We start from the raw sequence: 15,300 nt of genomic DNA, 5'->3' as shown, positions 1-15,300 counted from the left end.
GTTCAGTCCCTCTCGACGATGCGGTAGTCGGCGGGCAGCCGGACCAGCGCGTCCGGCCTGCCGGTGTAGCGGATCTCGACGCCGTAGGTCTCCCGTGCCGCTTCGATCGACACGTAACCGTCGACCACGTCCGCGAGCACGCGTTCCGGGTCGCGTTCGCGCGGATCGCCGTAACCACCGGCGCCCGGCAGCACCACGTCCACCTCGGCGTCGGGTGCCAGGTGGACCCGGCGCTTGCCGGGCAGCTCGGTGCCGTCGGCCAGGCCGAACCGGCCCGGCTCGCCGTCCAGGCCGCCGTGCACCCCGGTCGCCGGTGAGCTGGTGCGGTCGACGTTCCCGTTCACGCTCCAGGAGATGTGCCCGCGGGCGGTCACCGTGGTCGACTGGCCGAGCCCACCGCGGTGGGTGCCCGCGCCACCGGAGTCCGTGCGCAGCACCCGCCGGATCTGCACCAGTGGCGCCATGGTCTCGATCACTTCGGTCGGCGTGGCCCGCAGCCCGCTCGGGAAGCCCGTGGTGTTCAGGCCGTCCTTGGTCGCCCGCGCGCCGATGCCCCCGGTCTGGAACACGTTCAGCATGAACTCGCGACCGTCCTCATGGGACCGTCCACGCCAGATGGTCATCCAGAGCGCGTCGGCGCTGTGCGCCATCCGCCCGTCCAGTGCGCCGATCAGCAGGGACGGCAGGAAGTGGCCGATCAGGTGCCGGGAGGCGACCGGGGCGGGCGGCAGGCAGTTGAGCACCGAGCCGGCCGGCGCGGTCACGTGCACCGGCCGGAACGAGCCCGCGTTGTGCGGCACCTCCGGGGCGATCGCCGCCTTCACCGCGAACGAGGCGTACGCCCGGGTGTAGTTGAGCACCACGTTGATGCCGTGCCTGCTCTGCGGTGACGAACCGGCGAAGTCGATGTCGATGTCCTCACCGCGCACGGTCAGCGCGGCCTCGAGGCGCACCTCTTCGCCGCCGAAGCCGTCGGTCCGCAGTTCGCTGCGGAAGGTGCCGTCCGGCAACGCGGCGATGGCGTCCCGCAACGCGCGCTCCGACCGGTTCATGATCTCCGCGGCGATCTCGTCGAGGGAGTCCAGGTCGAACTCCTCGGCCAGCCGCACCAGGCTCGCCGCGCCGACGGTGTTGCCCGCCACCTGCGCGTACAGGTCGCCGATGGTCTCCTCCGGCGTGCGCACGTTGGCCCGGATGATCGATTCCAGGTCGGCGTTGACCTCACCGGCCCGGAGGAACTTCAGGATCGGCAGCCGCAGGCCCTCTTCGAACACCTCGTTCGCCTCGGCGGAAACCAGCCGGCCGCCGATGTCCGGGGCGTGGCAGCAGGAGGCGAACCAGGCGATCACCCGGCCGCGGTGGAACACCGGGGTGGCCACGGTGATGTCGTTGATCTGCCCGGCGGTCTGCCACGGGTCGTTGGTCAGCAGCACGTCGCCGGGTGCCAGCGATCCGGGCGGGTGGGCGGCGACGAAGTGGTGCATGCCGGTGGCCATCGCGTTGATGTGCCCCGGCGTGCCGCCGACCGACTGCCCGATCATCTCGCCGCGGGAGTCGAACACCGCGCAGGCGAGGTCGAGCGATTCCCGCACCACGGCGGAAAACGCCGTGTTGACCAGTGCGTTCTGCTGTTCGGCCAGGATCGAGTGCAGCCGGTTGCCGACCACGCCGACCAGGATCGGGTCCACGCTCACGGGGTCACCACCAGACCGGAGTCGGCCCGCACGGTGCACACCGCGCCGGGTGGAACGACCAGAGTGGACTCACGTTCCTCGATGATCGCCGGGCCGTCGACGCGGTCACCCGCCTCGAGCCGGTAGCGGTCGTACACCGCCGTGTCGACAAAACCACCCGGGAAGTACGCCTGCCTGCTGCCCTTGCGGGCCTCCCCGTCCCCGGCGCCGACGTTCAGCCGCAGGTTCACCCGCGGCACCGGACCGGCCGAAACCACCCGCCAGTTCAGCACTTCCACCCCCACGTCGGGGCCGGTCCGGCGGTACAGCTCGCGGTAGGTCTCGGTGAAGTCGTGCACCAGTGACGCGGGCCATTCGCCTTCGCGCACCGGCACGCGGATCTCGTACCCCTGCCCCGCGTACCGCATTTCGGCGATCCGGCTGTGCGTCACCGAGTCCACTCCGGACGCTTTGAGCAGTTCCTCGCCCTCACGCTCCATCTCGGTGAACAGGGCGTCCACTTCGGACCAGCTCAGCTCGTCCACCCCGGCCCGCGAGGTGCGCACGAAGTCGAAGGCCAGTGGGGCGGTCAGGAAACCGACCGCGCTCATCACGCCCGCGGCGGGTGGGGCGACCACCTGCCGGGCACCCAGCGCCCGCGCCACCCCGACGCCGTGCACCGGCCCGGCCCCGCCGAAGGTGAACATCGGCAGCCGCGCCGGGTCCTTGCCGCGTTCCACCGCGTGCACGCGTGCGGCGTTCGCCATGTCCTCGTTGACGTGCGCGTGGATGCCGTACGCCGCCTCTTCGAGGCTGACGCCCAGCGGTCCGGCGATCTCCCGCTGGATGACCTCGCGTGCCGCGTCCAGGTCCAGCGTCATCTCGCCGCCGAGGAAGTACCCGGGGTCGAGGTAGCCGAGCACCAGGTCGGCGTCGGTGACCGTGGGTTGGGTGCCACCGCGGCCGTAGCAGACCGGACCCGGCTCGGAACCCGCCGAATCCGGGCCGACGGTGAGCAGTCCGAGCGCGTCGATGCGGGCGATCGAACCGCCGCCGACGCCGATCTCGATCATGTCGGTCACCGGCACCTTCACCGGCAGCCCGGATCCCGGCAGCAGCCGGTACACCCGGTCGACCTCGAACTCGTGCGTGACCAGCGGCGCGCCGTCGGAGATCAGGCACAGCTTCGCCGTGGTGCCGCCCATGTCGAAGGCGAGCAGATCGGCCTCCCCGGCCACCGCCCCGAACGCCGACGCCGCCAGCGCCCCACCGGCGGGCCCGGATTCGAGGATGCGGATGGGGAACCGCGCGGCGGTGTCCACCGTGGCGATGCCGCCGTTGGACAGCATGATGTGCGGTGCCGGGCCGATGCCCGCGCGGTGCACCCGCTGTTCGAGATCACGCAGGTAGCGCTCGGTCAGGTCCTGCACGTAAACGTTCGCGGCCGTGGTCGAGGCCCGTTCGAACTCGCGGATCTCCGGCACCACCTCCGAGGACAGCGCCACCCGCAACCCGGGCGCCACCCCGGCCAGCACGTCCCGCGCCCGGCGCTCGTGCTCGGGATTGGTGAACGAATGCAGGAAGCAGATCGCCACCGCTTCGATGCCGCGTTCGGCCAGTTCGGTGCCGAGCCGGGCGACGTACTCCTCGTCGAGCGGGGTGCGCACGCTGCCATCAGCGAGGATGCGTTCCGGCACGTCGAACCGGAGGTGCCGCGGCACCAGCGGCTCGGGCAGCTCGATCTGCAGGTCGTACAGCTCGTAGCGGTGCTCGCGGCGCATCTCCAGCACGTCGCGGAAGCCCGCGGTGTTCAGCATCGCCAGCCTGGCTCCCTTTCGCTCGATCAGCGCGTTGGTGACCAGCGTGGTGCCGTGCACCAGTTTGTCCACTTGGGACGGATCACGCAGGTTGGCGCGCAACAGCTGTTCCACCGCGCGGGCCGGTTCGTCGTGCGTGGTCAGCGCCTTGCCGATGGCCACCACGCCGGAGGCGTCCAGCACGCACAGATCGGTGAACGTGCCACCGATGTCCACCCCCACCTGGAGCGTCATGCCCGTTCCTTCCGGTACCAGCGCGGTGACGTGTTCAGCGGCGGGCGCATGGCCGCGGCCACCACCAGCAGGTTCGGCTCGTCGGCCCCGATCATCGAGCCCAGTTTCCGGCGGAAGGCCCGGCCGAAGCCCTGCACGCGCTCGGCACGCAGGCCGAACGACTTGCCCAGCGCGACGAAGTCCGGGCCGGCCAGGTCCACCCCGCGGGCGGGCAGCCCGGCCTGCTCCTGGTCGAAGCGGAGCATGCCGTACCCGCCGTCCTCCACCACGACCACGGTGACCGGCAGGTTCTCCTGCACCGCGGTGGCCAGCTCCCCGCAGGCGAACAGGAAGCCGCCGTCGCCGGTGATGCAGACGGCCCGGCCCGCGCCCGCCGCCGCGCTGCCGAGCGCGGCCGGGAAGCCGAAGCCGAGCGTGCCCCAGCCCATCGGGTAGGCGAGCTTGCGCGGGCCGGGGATGCGGTGGAACCCGCCGACCCAGTACCCGGCCACGCACATGTCGGTGACCAGGACCGCGTCCTCGGGCAGCACCTCCTCCAGCGTGCCGAGGAAGTCGGCGGCCTGCGGCTCGTCCTCGCGGATGCGCCGCCGGATGGTCGCGCTCATCCGGCGCAGCCTGGCGGTCAGCTTCTCCAGCCCGTCCTTGGGCGGCAGTTCCCCGAGCAGGGCGGTGACCACCTCGCGGGCGTCCCCGACCAGGCTCAGCTCCGGCCGGTAGTTCTTGGCCGCGTCCTCGCCGTCGACGTTGACCGTGATCAACGTCGGCGGTTGCGGCATCAGCCAGTTCTGCGTCATCAGGCCGTCGAAGTCGGTGCCGACGCCGAGCACCAGGTCGGCCTCGTCCCAGAGCGCGCCGACCTCCGGGCTGTGCACCGAGTTCGGGGCCAGGCAAGGGTGTTCGGGGGGCAGCAGGCCGCGGGCGCCGTAGGTGGTGAGCACCGGCGCCGCCAGCTTCTCCGCCAGTTCGCCGAGCACCGTGCCCGCCCCGGCTCGCAGCGCGCCGCCACCGGCCCAGATCAGCGGCCGCTCGGCTCGTTCGAACAACTCGCGGGCACGGCCGAGGTCGAGCGGCTCGCTGACCGGCTCGACGTGCACGGGGTCCTTGGCGCGCTTGGTGACCTCGGTCAGGAAGTCGGCCGGGATGCCGAGGTAGACCGGGCCGCTCTGCGGCCGTTGCGCCAGCCGGGCCGCCTGGATCGCGGCACCGGCGATCTCCTCCGGCGAGCCGACGGTGGACTGCCCCTTGGTCAGCGGCGCGAACAACGCCGCCTGATCGCGGCTCTCGTGCAGCAGCCCGCGCACCGTGCCGGGACGGCGCAGGGTGGACGGCACGTCGGTGGCGATGACCAGCACCGGGGAACCGGACGCCTGCGCCTCGCCCACCGCCGCCAGCGTGTTGGCCGCCCCGGGGCCGGTGGTCACGACCGCGACGCCGAGCTTGCCGGTGGCGCGGGCGTAACCGTCGGCGGCATACCCCGCGGTCTGCTCGTGGCGGACGCCGATCAGCTGCAGCCCGGTGGCCGCGAGCGCTTCCCAGATCGGCAGGTTGTGCACGCCCGGCAAGCCGAAGGCCACCTCCACGCCCAGCTCACCCAGCGCGTCGGCGAGCTGATCGGCCCCGGACTTCGGCTTCGCATGGCTGACGAGCGGCACGCCGCCAGCCTACTCAATCGTTCAACGATCGAACAGTACCGCTACCCGATGTTGTGGTGCCCCCGGCGGATCTCCCACTGTCGCAGGGTGTTTCCCCGGCTCGATCCACGCGTACACTCGGGCCTCCGGTGGAACCCGGGTGCCGGAGAGAGAGGTGGCCGGATATGCCGTTGATGCCCGTTACCGACTCGATGTTCCTCCTGGTCGAATCCCGAGAGCACCCGATGCACGTCGGTGGCCTCCAGCTGTTCTGCAAACCCGAGGACGCCGGCCCCGACTACCTCAGCGACCTCCGCCGCAGGCTGCTCGAACGCTCCGAAGTCCGCCGCGCCTTCCGCCGCCGTCCCGCGCGCCCGGTCAACACCATGGGTTACGCCGCCTGGGCCGAGGACGTCGAACTCGAACTGGACTACCACTTCCGGCACTCCGCCCTGCCCCAGCCCGGCCGCATCCGCGAGCTGCTCGAACTGACCGGCCGCTGGCACAGCACCCTGCTCGACCGGCACCGTCCACTGTGGGAGGTGCACCTGGTGGAGGGCCTGCAGGACGACCGGTTCGCCGTGTACAGCAAGGTGCACCACGCGCTGATGGACGGCGTCTCCGCCCTCCGCCAGATGCAGGCGACGCTCAGCGACAGCCCGGACGAGCGCGATTCCCCGCCGCCGTGGGGCGGGCCGAAGACCAGGCAGGTGCGGCGGCCCCGCCGCGACCCGCTCTCGCTGCTCACCGGCACCCGGCAGTCGCTCGGCCAGCTGGCGCGACTGCCGCGTGCCGCGGTGAAGGTGGCCAACGAAGCCTTCCGCGAGCACAGCCTGACCCTGCCCACGCAGGCGCCGAAGACCATGCTCAACGTGCCGATCGGCGGCGCGCGGCGGTTCGCCGCGCAGTCCTGGTCGCTCGACCGCGTGCGCCGGGTGGCCACCGCCGCCGGGGTGTCGCGCAACGACGTGGTGCTGGCGATGTGCTCCGGCGCCCTGCGCGACTACCTGATCGAGCAGCGGGCGCTGCCGCACACCTCGATGGTCGCGATGGTGCCGGTGTCCATGCGCAAGCCGGTCGAAGCCGGGGAGTCCTCCGGCAACGCGGTCGGCGCGCTGCTGTGCAACCTGGCCACCGACCGCAGCGACCCGGCCGACCGGCTGAAGGTGATCCACCAGTCCATGCGCGACGGCAAGCGCATCTTCAAGGACCTCACGCCGCTGCAGGCGCTGATCCTGTCCGCCATCAACGTGGCGCCGCTCGGCGTGTCCGGCATCCCCGGCTTCGTCAGCAACACGCGCCCGCCGTTCAACCTGGTGATCTCCAACGTGCCGGGCCCGCGCCGGACGATGTACTGGAACGGCGCGCGGCTCGACGGCGTCTACCCGGCCTCGGTGCTGCTCGACGGGCAGGCACTGAACATCACGCTGACCAGCAACGGCGACAACCTGGACTTCGGCATCACCGGCTGCCGCCGCAGCGTGCCGCACCTGCAGCGCCTGCTGACCCACCTGGACACCGCGCTGGCCGAGCTGGAAAGCGCGGTCGCCAAATCCTGAGCACCCTCCGTCACTTCGAAATCGCTTTACTACTCCATCAGCGGGACACAGGCTCGGGGCAAGGCGGAAACCCTAGCTTTGCCTCGGACGGCGCTTCTAGGGTCGTCCTTGCCCGGTCGTCGTCGATGGCGAGGAGTCAGCATGATCGAACCCACGGAGGTCTGGACCACTCCGGACTTCGTCGAGTACGAAACGCCGATGGAAGTCACGGCCTACGCGGCCCGCATGGAATAACGGGCTGGCGGGGGCCGCGCGCCCCCGCCGCCTCCCCGCACCCAGCGAAGGGGCCACGATGAGCGCGCCGCTCAGCCACGCCGAGTTCGACGCCGCCCTGCGCGGACTGTCCCACCGCTACTGGGGCACCCACCCGTTCCACCAACGGATGCACGCCGGCGAGCTGTCCGAGCACGAACTGCGGGTCTGGGCCGCGAACCGGTGGTACTACCAGCGGATGATCCCGCAGAAGGACGCGGCGATCATCAGCAACTGCCCGCTGCCGGAGGTGCGGCGCCAGTGGTTGCCGCGGCTGGTCTACCACGACGGGGCCGCACCGGGTGAGGGCGGCATCGAGCGCTGGCTGCGGTTGTGCGAAGCGGTCGGCCTCAGCCGCGAGGAAGTGCTGGACGAGCGGCACGTCGTACCCGGCGTCCGGTTCGCCGTGGACGCCTACGTCACCTTCGCCAGGACCAGACCGTGGGTGGAGGCGGTCGCGTCGGGGCTCACGGAGATGTTCTCCGGCCAACTGATGAAGCGGCGGGTGGCCGACGTGCTGGCCAACTACAGCTGGATCAGTCGCACCGACCTCGCCTACTTCACCAACCGCATCGACGCGGTGTCCGGCGAAGGGCAGGCCACAGTGGACCTCGTGCTGACCCACTGCCGCACCAGGGAGCAGCAGGAGGCGGCGATCGCCGCGCTCTCCTTCAAGTGCGACGTGCTGTGGTCCACCTTGGACGCCATCGAGCGCGCCGCGCGCAAGGAGTGACCGTGAAACCCCGACTGCGCCGCGGTGTCCGGCTCACCTACGACAAGGTGCGTGAAACGCACGTGCTGCTGTTCCCGGAAGGCGTGCTGGTGCCCAACAAAACCGCCGTCGCCGTACTGGAACTCTGCGACGGGGAGGCCAGCGTCGCCGACATCACCGAAGCGCTGGGCTGCCAGTACCGCGGGGTGCGCGAGGCGGACGTCAGCGGGGTGCTGTCGCGGTTGGCGGAACGGCGGGTGGTCGAATGGACGTGAAGCCCGCGGAGCCGCCGCTGGGCATGCTCGCCGAGCTGACCCACCGCTGCCCGCTGCACTGCTCGTACTGCTCCAACCCGGTCGAACTGGTCACCCGGGCGGACGAACTCGATACCGGCCAATGGCTTTCGGTGTTGTCGCAGGCGCGGGAACTGGGCGTGCTGCAGGTGCACCTGTCCGGCGGGGAGCCCCTGGCCCGGCCCGACCTGCCGGAGCTGGTTTCGCACGCGAGCGAGCTCGGGTGCTACGTCAACCTGGTCACCAGCGGCCTGGGCCTGACCTCGGCGCGGCTCGACGACCTCGCAGAACGCGGGCTCGCGCACATCCAGCTGTCCGTGCAGGGCGCGGACGCCGAGCGCGCGGACCGGCTCGCCGGTACCCGAGCGCACGAGCACAAACTGACCGCCGCGGCGCTGATCAAGCGGTCCGGGTTGCCGTTGAGCGTGAACGTGGTGCTGCACAGGCAGAACCACGACCAGCTGGCCGGGATCATCGTGCTCGCCGAGCGGATGGGCGCCGACCGGCTGGAGCTGGCGAACACCCAGTACTACGGCTGGGCGCTGAAGAACCGGACGGCGTTGATGCCGACCAGGGCCCAGCTCGACGCCGCCGAACCGGTCGTGCGGGCCGCCGCCGAACGCCTGCGGGGCACCATGGAGATCATCTACGTGGTCGCCGACTACTACGAGCCGTACCCGAAACCGTGCATGTACGGCTGGGGTGCGCGGCAGCTGACCGTGGCCCCGAACGGCGACGTGCTGCCGTGCCCGGCGGCGACCGCGATCACCACGCTCGAGCTGGACAACGTCACCCGCAAGCCACTGCACGAGATCTGGTACGGCTCGTCGTCGTTCAACGCCTTCCGCGGGGAGGACTGGATGAGCGAGACCTGCCGGTCCTGCGACCGGCGTGGCGCCGACTACGGCGGCTGCCGCTGCCAGGCGTTCCTGCTCACCGGCGATGCGGCGGCGACCGATCCGGTGTGCTCGCGGTCGCCGGACCGCGAGATCGTCGACCTGGTCCTCGCTGCTCCACCACCGGCCGTGGAACCGGAACTGGTCCTGCGGCGGGTGCCGCGATGAAGGTGCTGCTGCTCGGCACCGCCGCCGGAGGCGGTTTCCCGCAGTGGAACTGCGCCTGCGCGCTGTGCGCTTCGGACGCTCCACACCGGACTCAGGACTGCGTGGCGATCAGCGCGGACGGCCGCGGCTGGTACCTGGTCAACGCGTCCCCGGACATCCGGGCGCAGATCCTCGCGTCGCCGGTGTTGCGTGCCGGACCGGGGCCGCGGGAGACGCCGTTGCGGGGTGCGCTGCTCACCGATGCGGAGCTGGACCACACGCTGGGCCTGGTCATGCTGCGCGAGGCACCGTCGTTCGAGGTGTGGGGCCCGGACGCCGCCCTGGGCGCCTTGCGGGGTGCGCTGCCCGTCGGCCGGTACGGCGACTGGACGTTCTCGCCGGTGCCGCCGGAGGTCGGCGGACTGCGTGTTCGTGCGCTGCCGGTCAGCGACAAGAAGCCGAAGTACGCCCGGGATTCCACAATGGACGGCCCGTGGGTGGTCGCCTACCGCGTCGAGGACCCGTCGACCGGGGGCGTGTTCGTCTACGCCCCCTGCCTGGCGACCTGGCCGCCCGGTTTCGACGAGTTCGTCGCGGGCGCGGACTACGTGCTGCTCGACGGGACCTTCCACGGTGACGGCGAGATGTCCGGAACCGGGGTCGGCACGCAGGCGCAGCGGGCCATGGGGCACGTCCCGATCACGGACAGCCTCGCCCGCATCCGGCACCGCCCCGGCACGCGCTGGGCCTACACGCACCTGAACAACACGAACCCGGCTCTGTGCCCGGAGTCCGCGGAGCACAAGGAGGTCCTGGCCGCCGGCGCCGAACTGCCGCTCGACGGCACCCTGCTGACCCTCTAGGAGATGCCCTCCGGTGAGGCGCCGTCGACCTGCACGGCACCGGCCGTGATGCGCTCGATCTCGGCGAGGTCTTCGGCGGTCAGGTCGACGTCGGCGGCGGCCAGGCTCTCCGAGATGTTCTTCGGCTTCCGCGCGCCGACGATCGCCACGTGCACACCCGGTTGCGCGAGCACCCAGGCGATGGCCAGCTGGCTGACCGTGATGTCCCTGCCCGCGGCGAACTCCTTCAGCTCGTCCACCACCTCCAGGTTGCGCCGCAGGCTGTCGCCCTGGAACGCCGACGCCTGCGAACGCCAGTCGTCCGGCTCGAACACGGTGTCCTGGGTGAGCGAACCGGTCAGCAGGCCGCTGCCCAGCGCGCTGTAGGCGAGCACGCCGATGTTGTGCTCACGCGCGTACGGCAGCGGGTCCTCTTCGATCGCCCGCCGGAACAGGTGATACGGCGGCTGGAGCGTTTCCACCGGCCGGGTGGCGTCGAAGGCGGCCAGCTGGCGGGTGTCGTAGTTGGACACCCCGGCGTGCCGGATCTTGCCCTCGTCCACCATTTCCTGCAGCGCCGACGCGGTCTCCTCGGCCGGGGTGCCCGCGTCGGGCCAGTGCACCTGGTAGAGGTCGATGTGGTCGAGGCCGAGGTGGCGCAGGCTCTCCTCCACCCCGCTGCGCAGCGACGCGCGCCCGGCGTTGCGGGGGCGGTTTTCGCCGGGGTAGATGCCGCCCTTGGTGGCGATCACCAGGCTGTCCCGGTCGCGGTTCAGCTCGTCGCGCAGTGCCTTGCCGAGCAGCGCCTCCGCCTTGCCGGAGCCGTATCCCTGTGCGGTGTCGAAGAAGTTGACGCCCAGTTCGCGGGCGTGCCGGATGGCCTCGGCGGCGGTGTCCTCGTCGAACGAGCCCCAGTCACCACCGAGCTGCCAGGTCCCGAAGGCGATCCGGGAGACCTCCAGCCCGCTCCTGCCCAAAGTCGTCGTACGCATGCGCCCAGCGAAACACAGGGCCGCCGCGGGCGCACGGCACTACCCCCAAAGAGTCATTTGACAGTTGGCCGAGCTGGCTCCGATACTCGCGTCCATGTCGGAGAAGACCGAGCTGGTCGAGTTGCGCGTGCTCGCCCACCCCCTGCGCCTGCGCATCTTGTCGCTGCTCACCGGGGCGGCGATGAGCGCCGCCGAAGCCGCCCGCGAACTGGGTGAGACGCAGGCGAACGTCAGCTACCACCTGCGGCGCCTGCACGAAGCGGGCCTGCTGGTGATCGCCGAGGAGGTGCGCATCCAGGGCGGCTTGGCCAAGCGGTACCGGCACGTCCCGAGGTCCGGGCGGCCGTGGAACCACGACGACCGGGAAGGCGAGCAGCTGTTCGCCGCCGCCTTGGCGGGCGAACTGCGGCGGCGCACCGAGCACCGGGTGGCGAAGGGCCGGTCCGCCGTCACCGATGCGGAGGTCTGGCTCTCCCCCGCCGACTGGAACCGGGCCGTCGACCTCGCCCAGCAGCTCGGCGAGCTCCTGCACGCGGCCGCCCGGCCACCGCGCTCGCCGGGCACGCGCCGGGTGAGCGCCACCGTCGCGCTGTTCGAAATGACCCGGTCATGAGCCTGCGGGACCCGTTGCGACACCGGGATTTCCGTTGGCTGCTCGCCGGGCGGACGGGGGCCGAACTCGCCAACGCGATCGCGCCCGTGGCGCTGGCGTTCGCGGTGCTCGACCTGACCGGTTCGGTGGTCGACCTCGGCCTGGTGGTCGGCGTGCGCTCGCTGGCGAACGTGGTGCTGCTGCTGTTCGGCGGGGTGCTGGCCGACCGGTTGCCGCGGGCGGTGATCCTGCAGGGCACCGGCGTCGCGGCCGCTTCGACGCAGGGCCTGATCGCCGCGAGCGTGCTGGGCGGTTTCGCTTCCATTCCGCTGCTGCTCGGGTTGAGCGCGCTCAACGGTGCGGTCAGCGCGGTCTCCCTGCCCGCCGCTGCTTCGCTGACCCCGCAGACCGTGCCCGCTGCGTTGCTGACCCCGGCGAACGCGCTGGCGCGCATGGGCGCGAACACCGGCCGGATCACCGGCGCCGCACTGGGCGGGGTGCTCGCGGCCGGTTTGGGTGCGGGCTGGGCGATCGGCGTGGACGCCGCGGTCTTCCTGCTGTCGGCGGCGGGTTACCGAGGGGTGCGGTTGACCCGGCGGGCGGTTTCGCGGTCGCACCCGCTGCGGGACCTGGTCGAGGGCTGGCGGGAGTTCACCGCGCGGGCCTGGGTGTGGGTGGTGGTCGCGCAGTTCGGGGTGGTGAACGCGGTGATCACGGGTAGCTACGCGGTTTTGGGCCCGGCGATCGCCGACGAGACGGTCGGGCGGGCGGCTTGGGGCTTTGCCCTGGCGGCGCAGACGGCCGGGGCGTTCGCCGGCGGGGTGGTGGCCGCGCGGTGGCAGCCGCGGCGGGCGCTGGTGCTCGGGGTGGCGGTGATCGCGGTGGAGGCGGTGCCCTTGGTGGTGCTGGCTTCCTCGCCGCAGTTGGTGCCGCTGCTTTGTGCGGCTTTCTTGGCGGGGGTGGCCATCGAGCAGTTCGTGGTGGCTTGGGATGTGTCGCTGCAGGAGAACATTCCGGAGGAGAAGCTGGCGCGGGTCTACTCGTACGACATGCTGGGCTCGTTCATCGCCATGCCGGTGGGGGAGGTCGCCGCGGGGCCGCTGGCCGCTCACTTCGGTGCGGATACGACCTTGCTGGCCGGAGCACTGCTCATCGTGGTGAGCACCGCTCTCGCTTTGTGCAGCAGGCAGATTCGGACCTTGACGAGGAAGGCGGCTCAGCCAGCTGAGGTCACTGGAGTTGTGCCGTCGGCACCCTGACCTCCGGCCTGAATGCGAGCCAAGTCAACACGAGAGCGCCCCTCAACGAGGCACCAAAGGGCGGCAGCAACCCAAGACCAACCCCCAAGGGCGACGGCACTAAAGGCTGGTTGCCCGAGCGCAACGACCACTCAAGACCAGCTACCCAAGGCGACCTCAACTCACGACCAGCCACCCAAAGGCGACCCCAACTCAAGGCTAGGTACCCAAAGGCGACGCCAACTCACGGCCAGCTACCCAAGGCGACGCCAACTCAAGGCTAGGTACCCAAGGGCGACGACAATCTCAAAGGCGGTCTCCCAAGGGGAGACGGCAACTCAAGACCATCACCCAAGAGGCGACGGCAATTTGAACGAGCCCTCCAAGGGCGACCGCGATTCGAGGCGAACGCGCGGAGCCACCTGAAAGGGCCATCCAGACCCAGCAGGCCAAGACAGGCAGCCCGAGACGAGCAAGCAAAGTGGCAGCTGCCAAGACCACAGGCGCCAAGCTGCAGCCGTCAAGCTGCCGCAAGCTGCAGCCGCCAAGCTGTAGTCGCTGAGGTTGGCCGCAGCTCGTGAGAGCAGCGCTCTTTCATGAGAGCACCGCTCTCGCTTCTCGCGGATAAGGACTCGCCTTCGGCGACAGTGAGCACTGCTCTCGTTTTAGAGCATATGTCCGCCGCTGGGCTGCCCGAGGCGCTTTGCCAGGGGATTCGCAAGTGGGCAGCGCTCCGAAACGAGAGCACTGCTCACTTCGACGATCCCCTCCAGCCAGCAGAAATCCCCTAGCGAGCACTGCCCTGCCCCATCAGAGTCAACTGCTCCAAAACGAGAGCAGTGCTCACACCTCAGCCGGGGCCACCCCCGACGCACCCCGCCCGAGCCCCGTCCCCGCCCACGCAACTCACCCCGCCGGAGTCCCACCCCGCCGACGCAATTCACCCTTGCCGAAGCCCCCGCCGACGCCCACTTCAACCGAGAGCACTGCTCTCGCATCAGAGCACCCTTATCGACGCGGCATCGCCGGTTGGTCCGTAGCCCGCGGCTTGACCTCTTCGACCAGTTTCGCCACCGCCAGCACCAGGTCATCCGAGTGCCGCGGCCCCACGATCTGCAACCCCACCGGCAACCCCGCAGCCGTGAACCCCACCGGAACGCTGATGGCCGGCTGCTGCGTCAGGTTGAACGGATAGGTGAACCGAGTCCACTCCGGCCAGCTCGTGTACGAACTCCCCGGCGGCACATCGTGCCCCGCCTCGAAAGGCGAGATGGGCATCATCGGCGTGATCAGCACATCGTGCCGCAGGTGGAACTCGCCCATGTGGATGCCCAGCGCCGCCCGCACCGCGCTCGCCTCCAGGTAGTCGCTCGCCGAGAACGTGTGCCCGTGCTCCCAAACCCGCCGCAACCCCTGGTCGACCAGTTCCGCCGAACCCTCCGGGAACGTGTCCAGCCACTTCGCCGCACCCGTCGACCAAAGCACGTCGAAAGCGTCCAGCGGGTCCCCGAAACCCGGGTCCGTCTCCTCCACCCGCAGGCCCGCCTCGTCCAGGGCGGCCACCACCCCCAGCACGATCCGCGCGATCTCCGGATCGACGTCCACGTAACCCAGGTTCGCCGAATACGCGGCATTCACCCCGCGCACATCCCGACGCACCGCCTCCCGGTACGAACTCACCGTCGGCGGCAGGGCGGACGGATCCCGGTGGTCCGACATGGCGAGCACGTCCAGCAGCAACGCCACGTCGTCCACCGAACGCGCCATCGGACCGGCGTGCCCCAGCGGCCCGAACGGGCTGGCCGGGAACAGCGGGATGCGCCCGTGCGTCGGCTTGAACCCGACGATGCCGCAGAACGAGGCCGGGATCCGCACCGAACCACCACCGTCGGTCCCCACCGACAGCTCGCCCATGCCCGCCGCGACGGCCGCCGCGCTGCCGCCGCTCGAACCGCCCGCGGTCAGCGACGGGTCCCACGGGTTGCGCGTGATGCCGGTCAGCGTGTTGTCGGTGACGGCCTTCCAGCCCAGTTCCGGCGTGGTCGTCTTGCCCAGCAGCACCAGCCCGTGCTCACGCAGCCGCGCGGTCACCGGGCTGTCGACCTCCCACGGCCCGGCCGGGTCGATGCAGCGCGAACCACGCAGCGTCGGCCAGCCCTGGGTGAGGAACATGTCCTTGATCGAGGTCGGCACCCCGTCCAGCCAGCCGATCGGATTGCCGTCGCGCCACCGCTGCTCGGCCAGTTTCGCCTGTTCCAGCGCGGAATCGCCGTCGACGAGGCAGTAGGCGTTCAGCTCACCGTCCCGCGCCGAGATCGCGTCGAGAGAAGCCTGCGTCGCCTCCACCGGGGACAGCTCGCCGGACCCGTAGGCCGCCACCAGCTCACTGGCCGTCAGCAGGGTCCCCGACTCGTTCATGGTC

13 protein-coding genes are annotated in these 15,300 nt (G+C 70.8%); 8 read left to right on the top strand and 5 right to left on the bottom strand.

Features of this window, described 5'->3' with window-relative positions; genetic code table 11:
* Positions 1-2: 2 nt before the first annotated feature.
* From AC07EG_RS33590 to AC07EG_RS33580, 3 genes are read right to left on the bottom strand one after another with little or no spacing between them, the layout of a single operon-like run.
* Positions 3-1,694 (bottom strand): hydantoinase B/oxoprolinase family protein, encoded by a 1,692-nt coding sequence (locus AC07EG_RS33590; RefSeq protein WP_478257267.1) that lies wholly within the window; start codon positions 1,692-1,694, stop codon positions 3-5.
* The gene (locus tag AC07EG_RS33585) at positions 1,691-3,724 is read right to left on the bottom strand and encodes a hydantoinase/oxoprolinase family protein (protein ID WP_478257266.1); all 2,034 of its coding nucleotides are present in this window, start codon (positions 3,722-3,724) and stop codon (positions 1,691-1,693) included. Before AC07EG_RS33585 ends, AC07EG_RS33590 begins: the two co-directional genes overlap by 4 nt.
* Positions 3,721-5,376, bottom strand: coding sequence for a thiamine pyrophosphate-binding protein (locus tag AC07EG_RS33580; RefSeq protein ID WP_478257265.1), 1,656 nt, complete (start codon positions 5,374-5,376; stop codon positions 3,721-3,723). The genes AC07EG_RS33585 and AC07EG_RS33580 overlap by 4 nt, the downstream gene beginning before the upstream one ends.
* A gap of 164 nt (positions 5,377-5,540) precedes the next feature.
* Here AC07EG_RS33580 and AC07EG_RS33575 point away from each other — a divergent pair, with 164 nt between their 5' ends.
* The 6 genes from AC07EG_RS33575 (at position 5,541) to pqqB (ending at position 10,077) form a co-directional block, all read left to right on the top strand.
* Positions 5,541-6,914 (top strand): WS/DGAT/MGAT family O-acyltransferase, encoded by a 1,374-nt coding sequence (locus AC07EG_RS33575; protein WP_478257264.1) that lies wholly within the window; start codon positions 5,541-5,543, stop codon positions 6,912-6,914.
* A 141-nt stretch (positions 6,915-7,055) separates the two neighbouring features.
* Complete coding sequence (gene pqqA / locus AC07EG_RS33570) at positions 7,056-7,148, top strand: pyrroloquinoline quinone precursor peptide PqqA (protein ID WP_209662225.1); 93 nt, start codon at positions 7,056-7,058, stop codon at positions 7,146-7,148.
* A gap of 58 nt (positions 7,149-7,206) precedes the next feature.
* Positions 7,207-7,899: a pyrroloquinoline-quinone synthase PqqC gene (gene pqqC, locus AC07EG_RS33565; protein ID WP_478257263.1), complete on the top strand. Its 693-nt coding sequence runs from the start codon at positions 7,207-7,209 to the stop codon at positions 7,897-7,899.
* A complete protein-coding gene (gene pqqD / locus AC07EG_RS33560) occupies positions 7,896-8,153 on the top strand; it encodes a pyrroloquinoline quinone biosynthesis peptide chaperone PqqD (RefSeq protein WP_478257262.1) in 258 nt (85 codons plus the stop codon). The genes pqqC and pqqD overlap by 4 nt, the downstream gene beginning before the upstream one ends.
* Positions 8,144-9,235 (top strand): pyrroloquinoline quinone biosynthesis protein PqqE, encoded by a 1,092-nt coding sequence (gene pqqE, locus AC07EG_RS33555; RefSeq protein WP_478257261.1) that lies wholly within the window; start codon positions 8,144-8,146, stop codon positions 9,233-9,235. Before pqqD ends, pqqE begins: the two co-directional genes overlap by 10 nt.
* Positions 9,232-10,077, top strand: coding sequence for a pyrroloquinoline quinone biosynthesis protein PqqB (gene pqqB / locus AC07EG_RS33550; protein WP_478257260.1), 846 nt, complete (start codon positions 9,232-9,234; stop codon positions 10,075-10,077). The genes pqqE and pqqB overlap by 4 nt, the downstream gene beginning before the upstream one ends.
* Here pqqB and AC07EG_RS33545 read toward each other — a convergent pair.
* Entirely contained in the window at positions 10,074-11,048 is a 975-nt protein-coding gene (locus tag AC07EG_RS33545) for an aldo/keto reductase (protein WP_478257259.1), read from the bottom strand. The two genes, pqqB and AC07EG_RS33545, sit on opposite strands and share 4 nt — an antisense overlap.
* 94 nt (positions 11,049-11,142) lie before the next feature.
* On the opposite strand from AC07EG_RS33545, the gene AC07EG_RS33540 reads away from it, so the two are divergent.
* Positions 11,143-11,661 (top strand): ArsR/SmtB family transcription factor, encoded by a 519-nt coding sequence (locus AC07EG_RS33540; RefSeq protein ID WP_478257258.1) that lies wholly within the window; start codon positions 11,143-11,145, stop codon positions 11,659-11,661.
* Complete coding sequence (locus AC07EG_RS33535; protein WP_478257257.1) at positions 11,658-12,899, top strand: MFS transporter; 1,242 nt, start codon at positions 11,658-11,660, stop codon at positions 12,897-12,899. Before AC07EG_RS33540 ends, AC07EG_RS33535 begins: the two co-directional genes overlap by 4 nt.
* Before the next feature lie 987 nt (positions 12,900-13,886).
* Here AC07EG_RS33535 and AC07EG_RS33530 read toward each other — a convergent pair.
* Positions 13,887-15,296: an amidase gene (locus AC07EG_RS33530; protein WP_478257256.1), complete on the bottom strand. Its 1,410-nt coding sequence runs from the start codon at positions 15,294-15,296 to the stop codon at positions 13,887-13,889.
* Between the last annotated feature and the right edge of the window lie 4 nt (positions 15,297-15,300).

The organism is Amycolatopsis sp. NPDC045836, assembly GCF_056431745.1.
The sequence above is the reverse complement of the archived record's forward strand: the minus strand, read 5'-3'. Positions and strand labels throughout refer to the sequence as shown.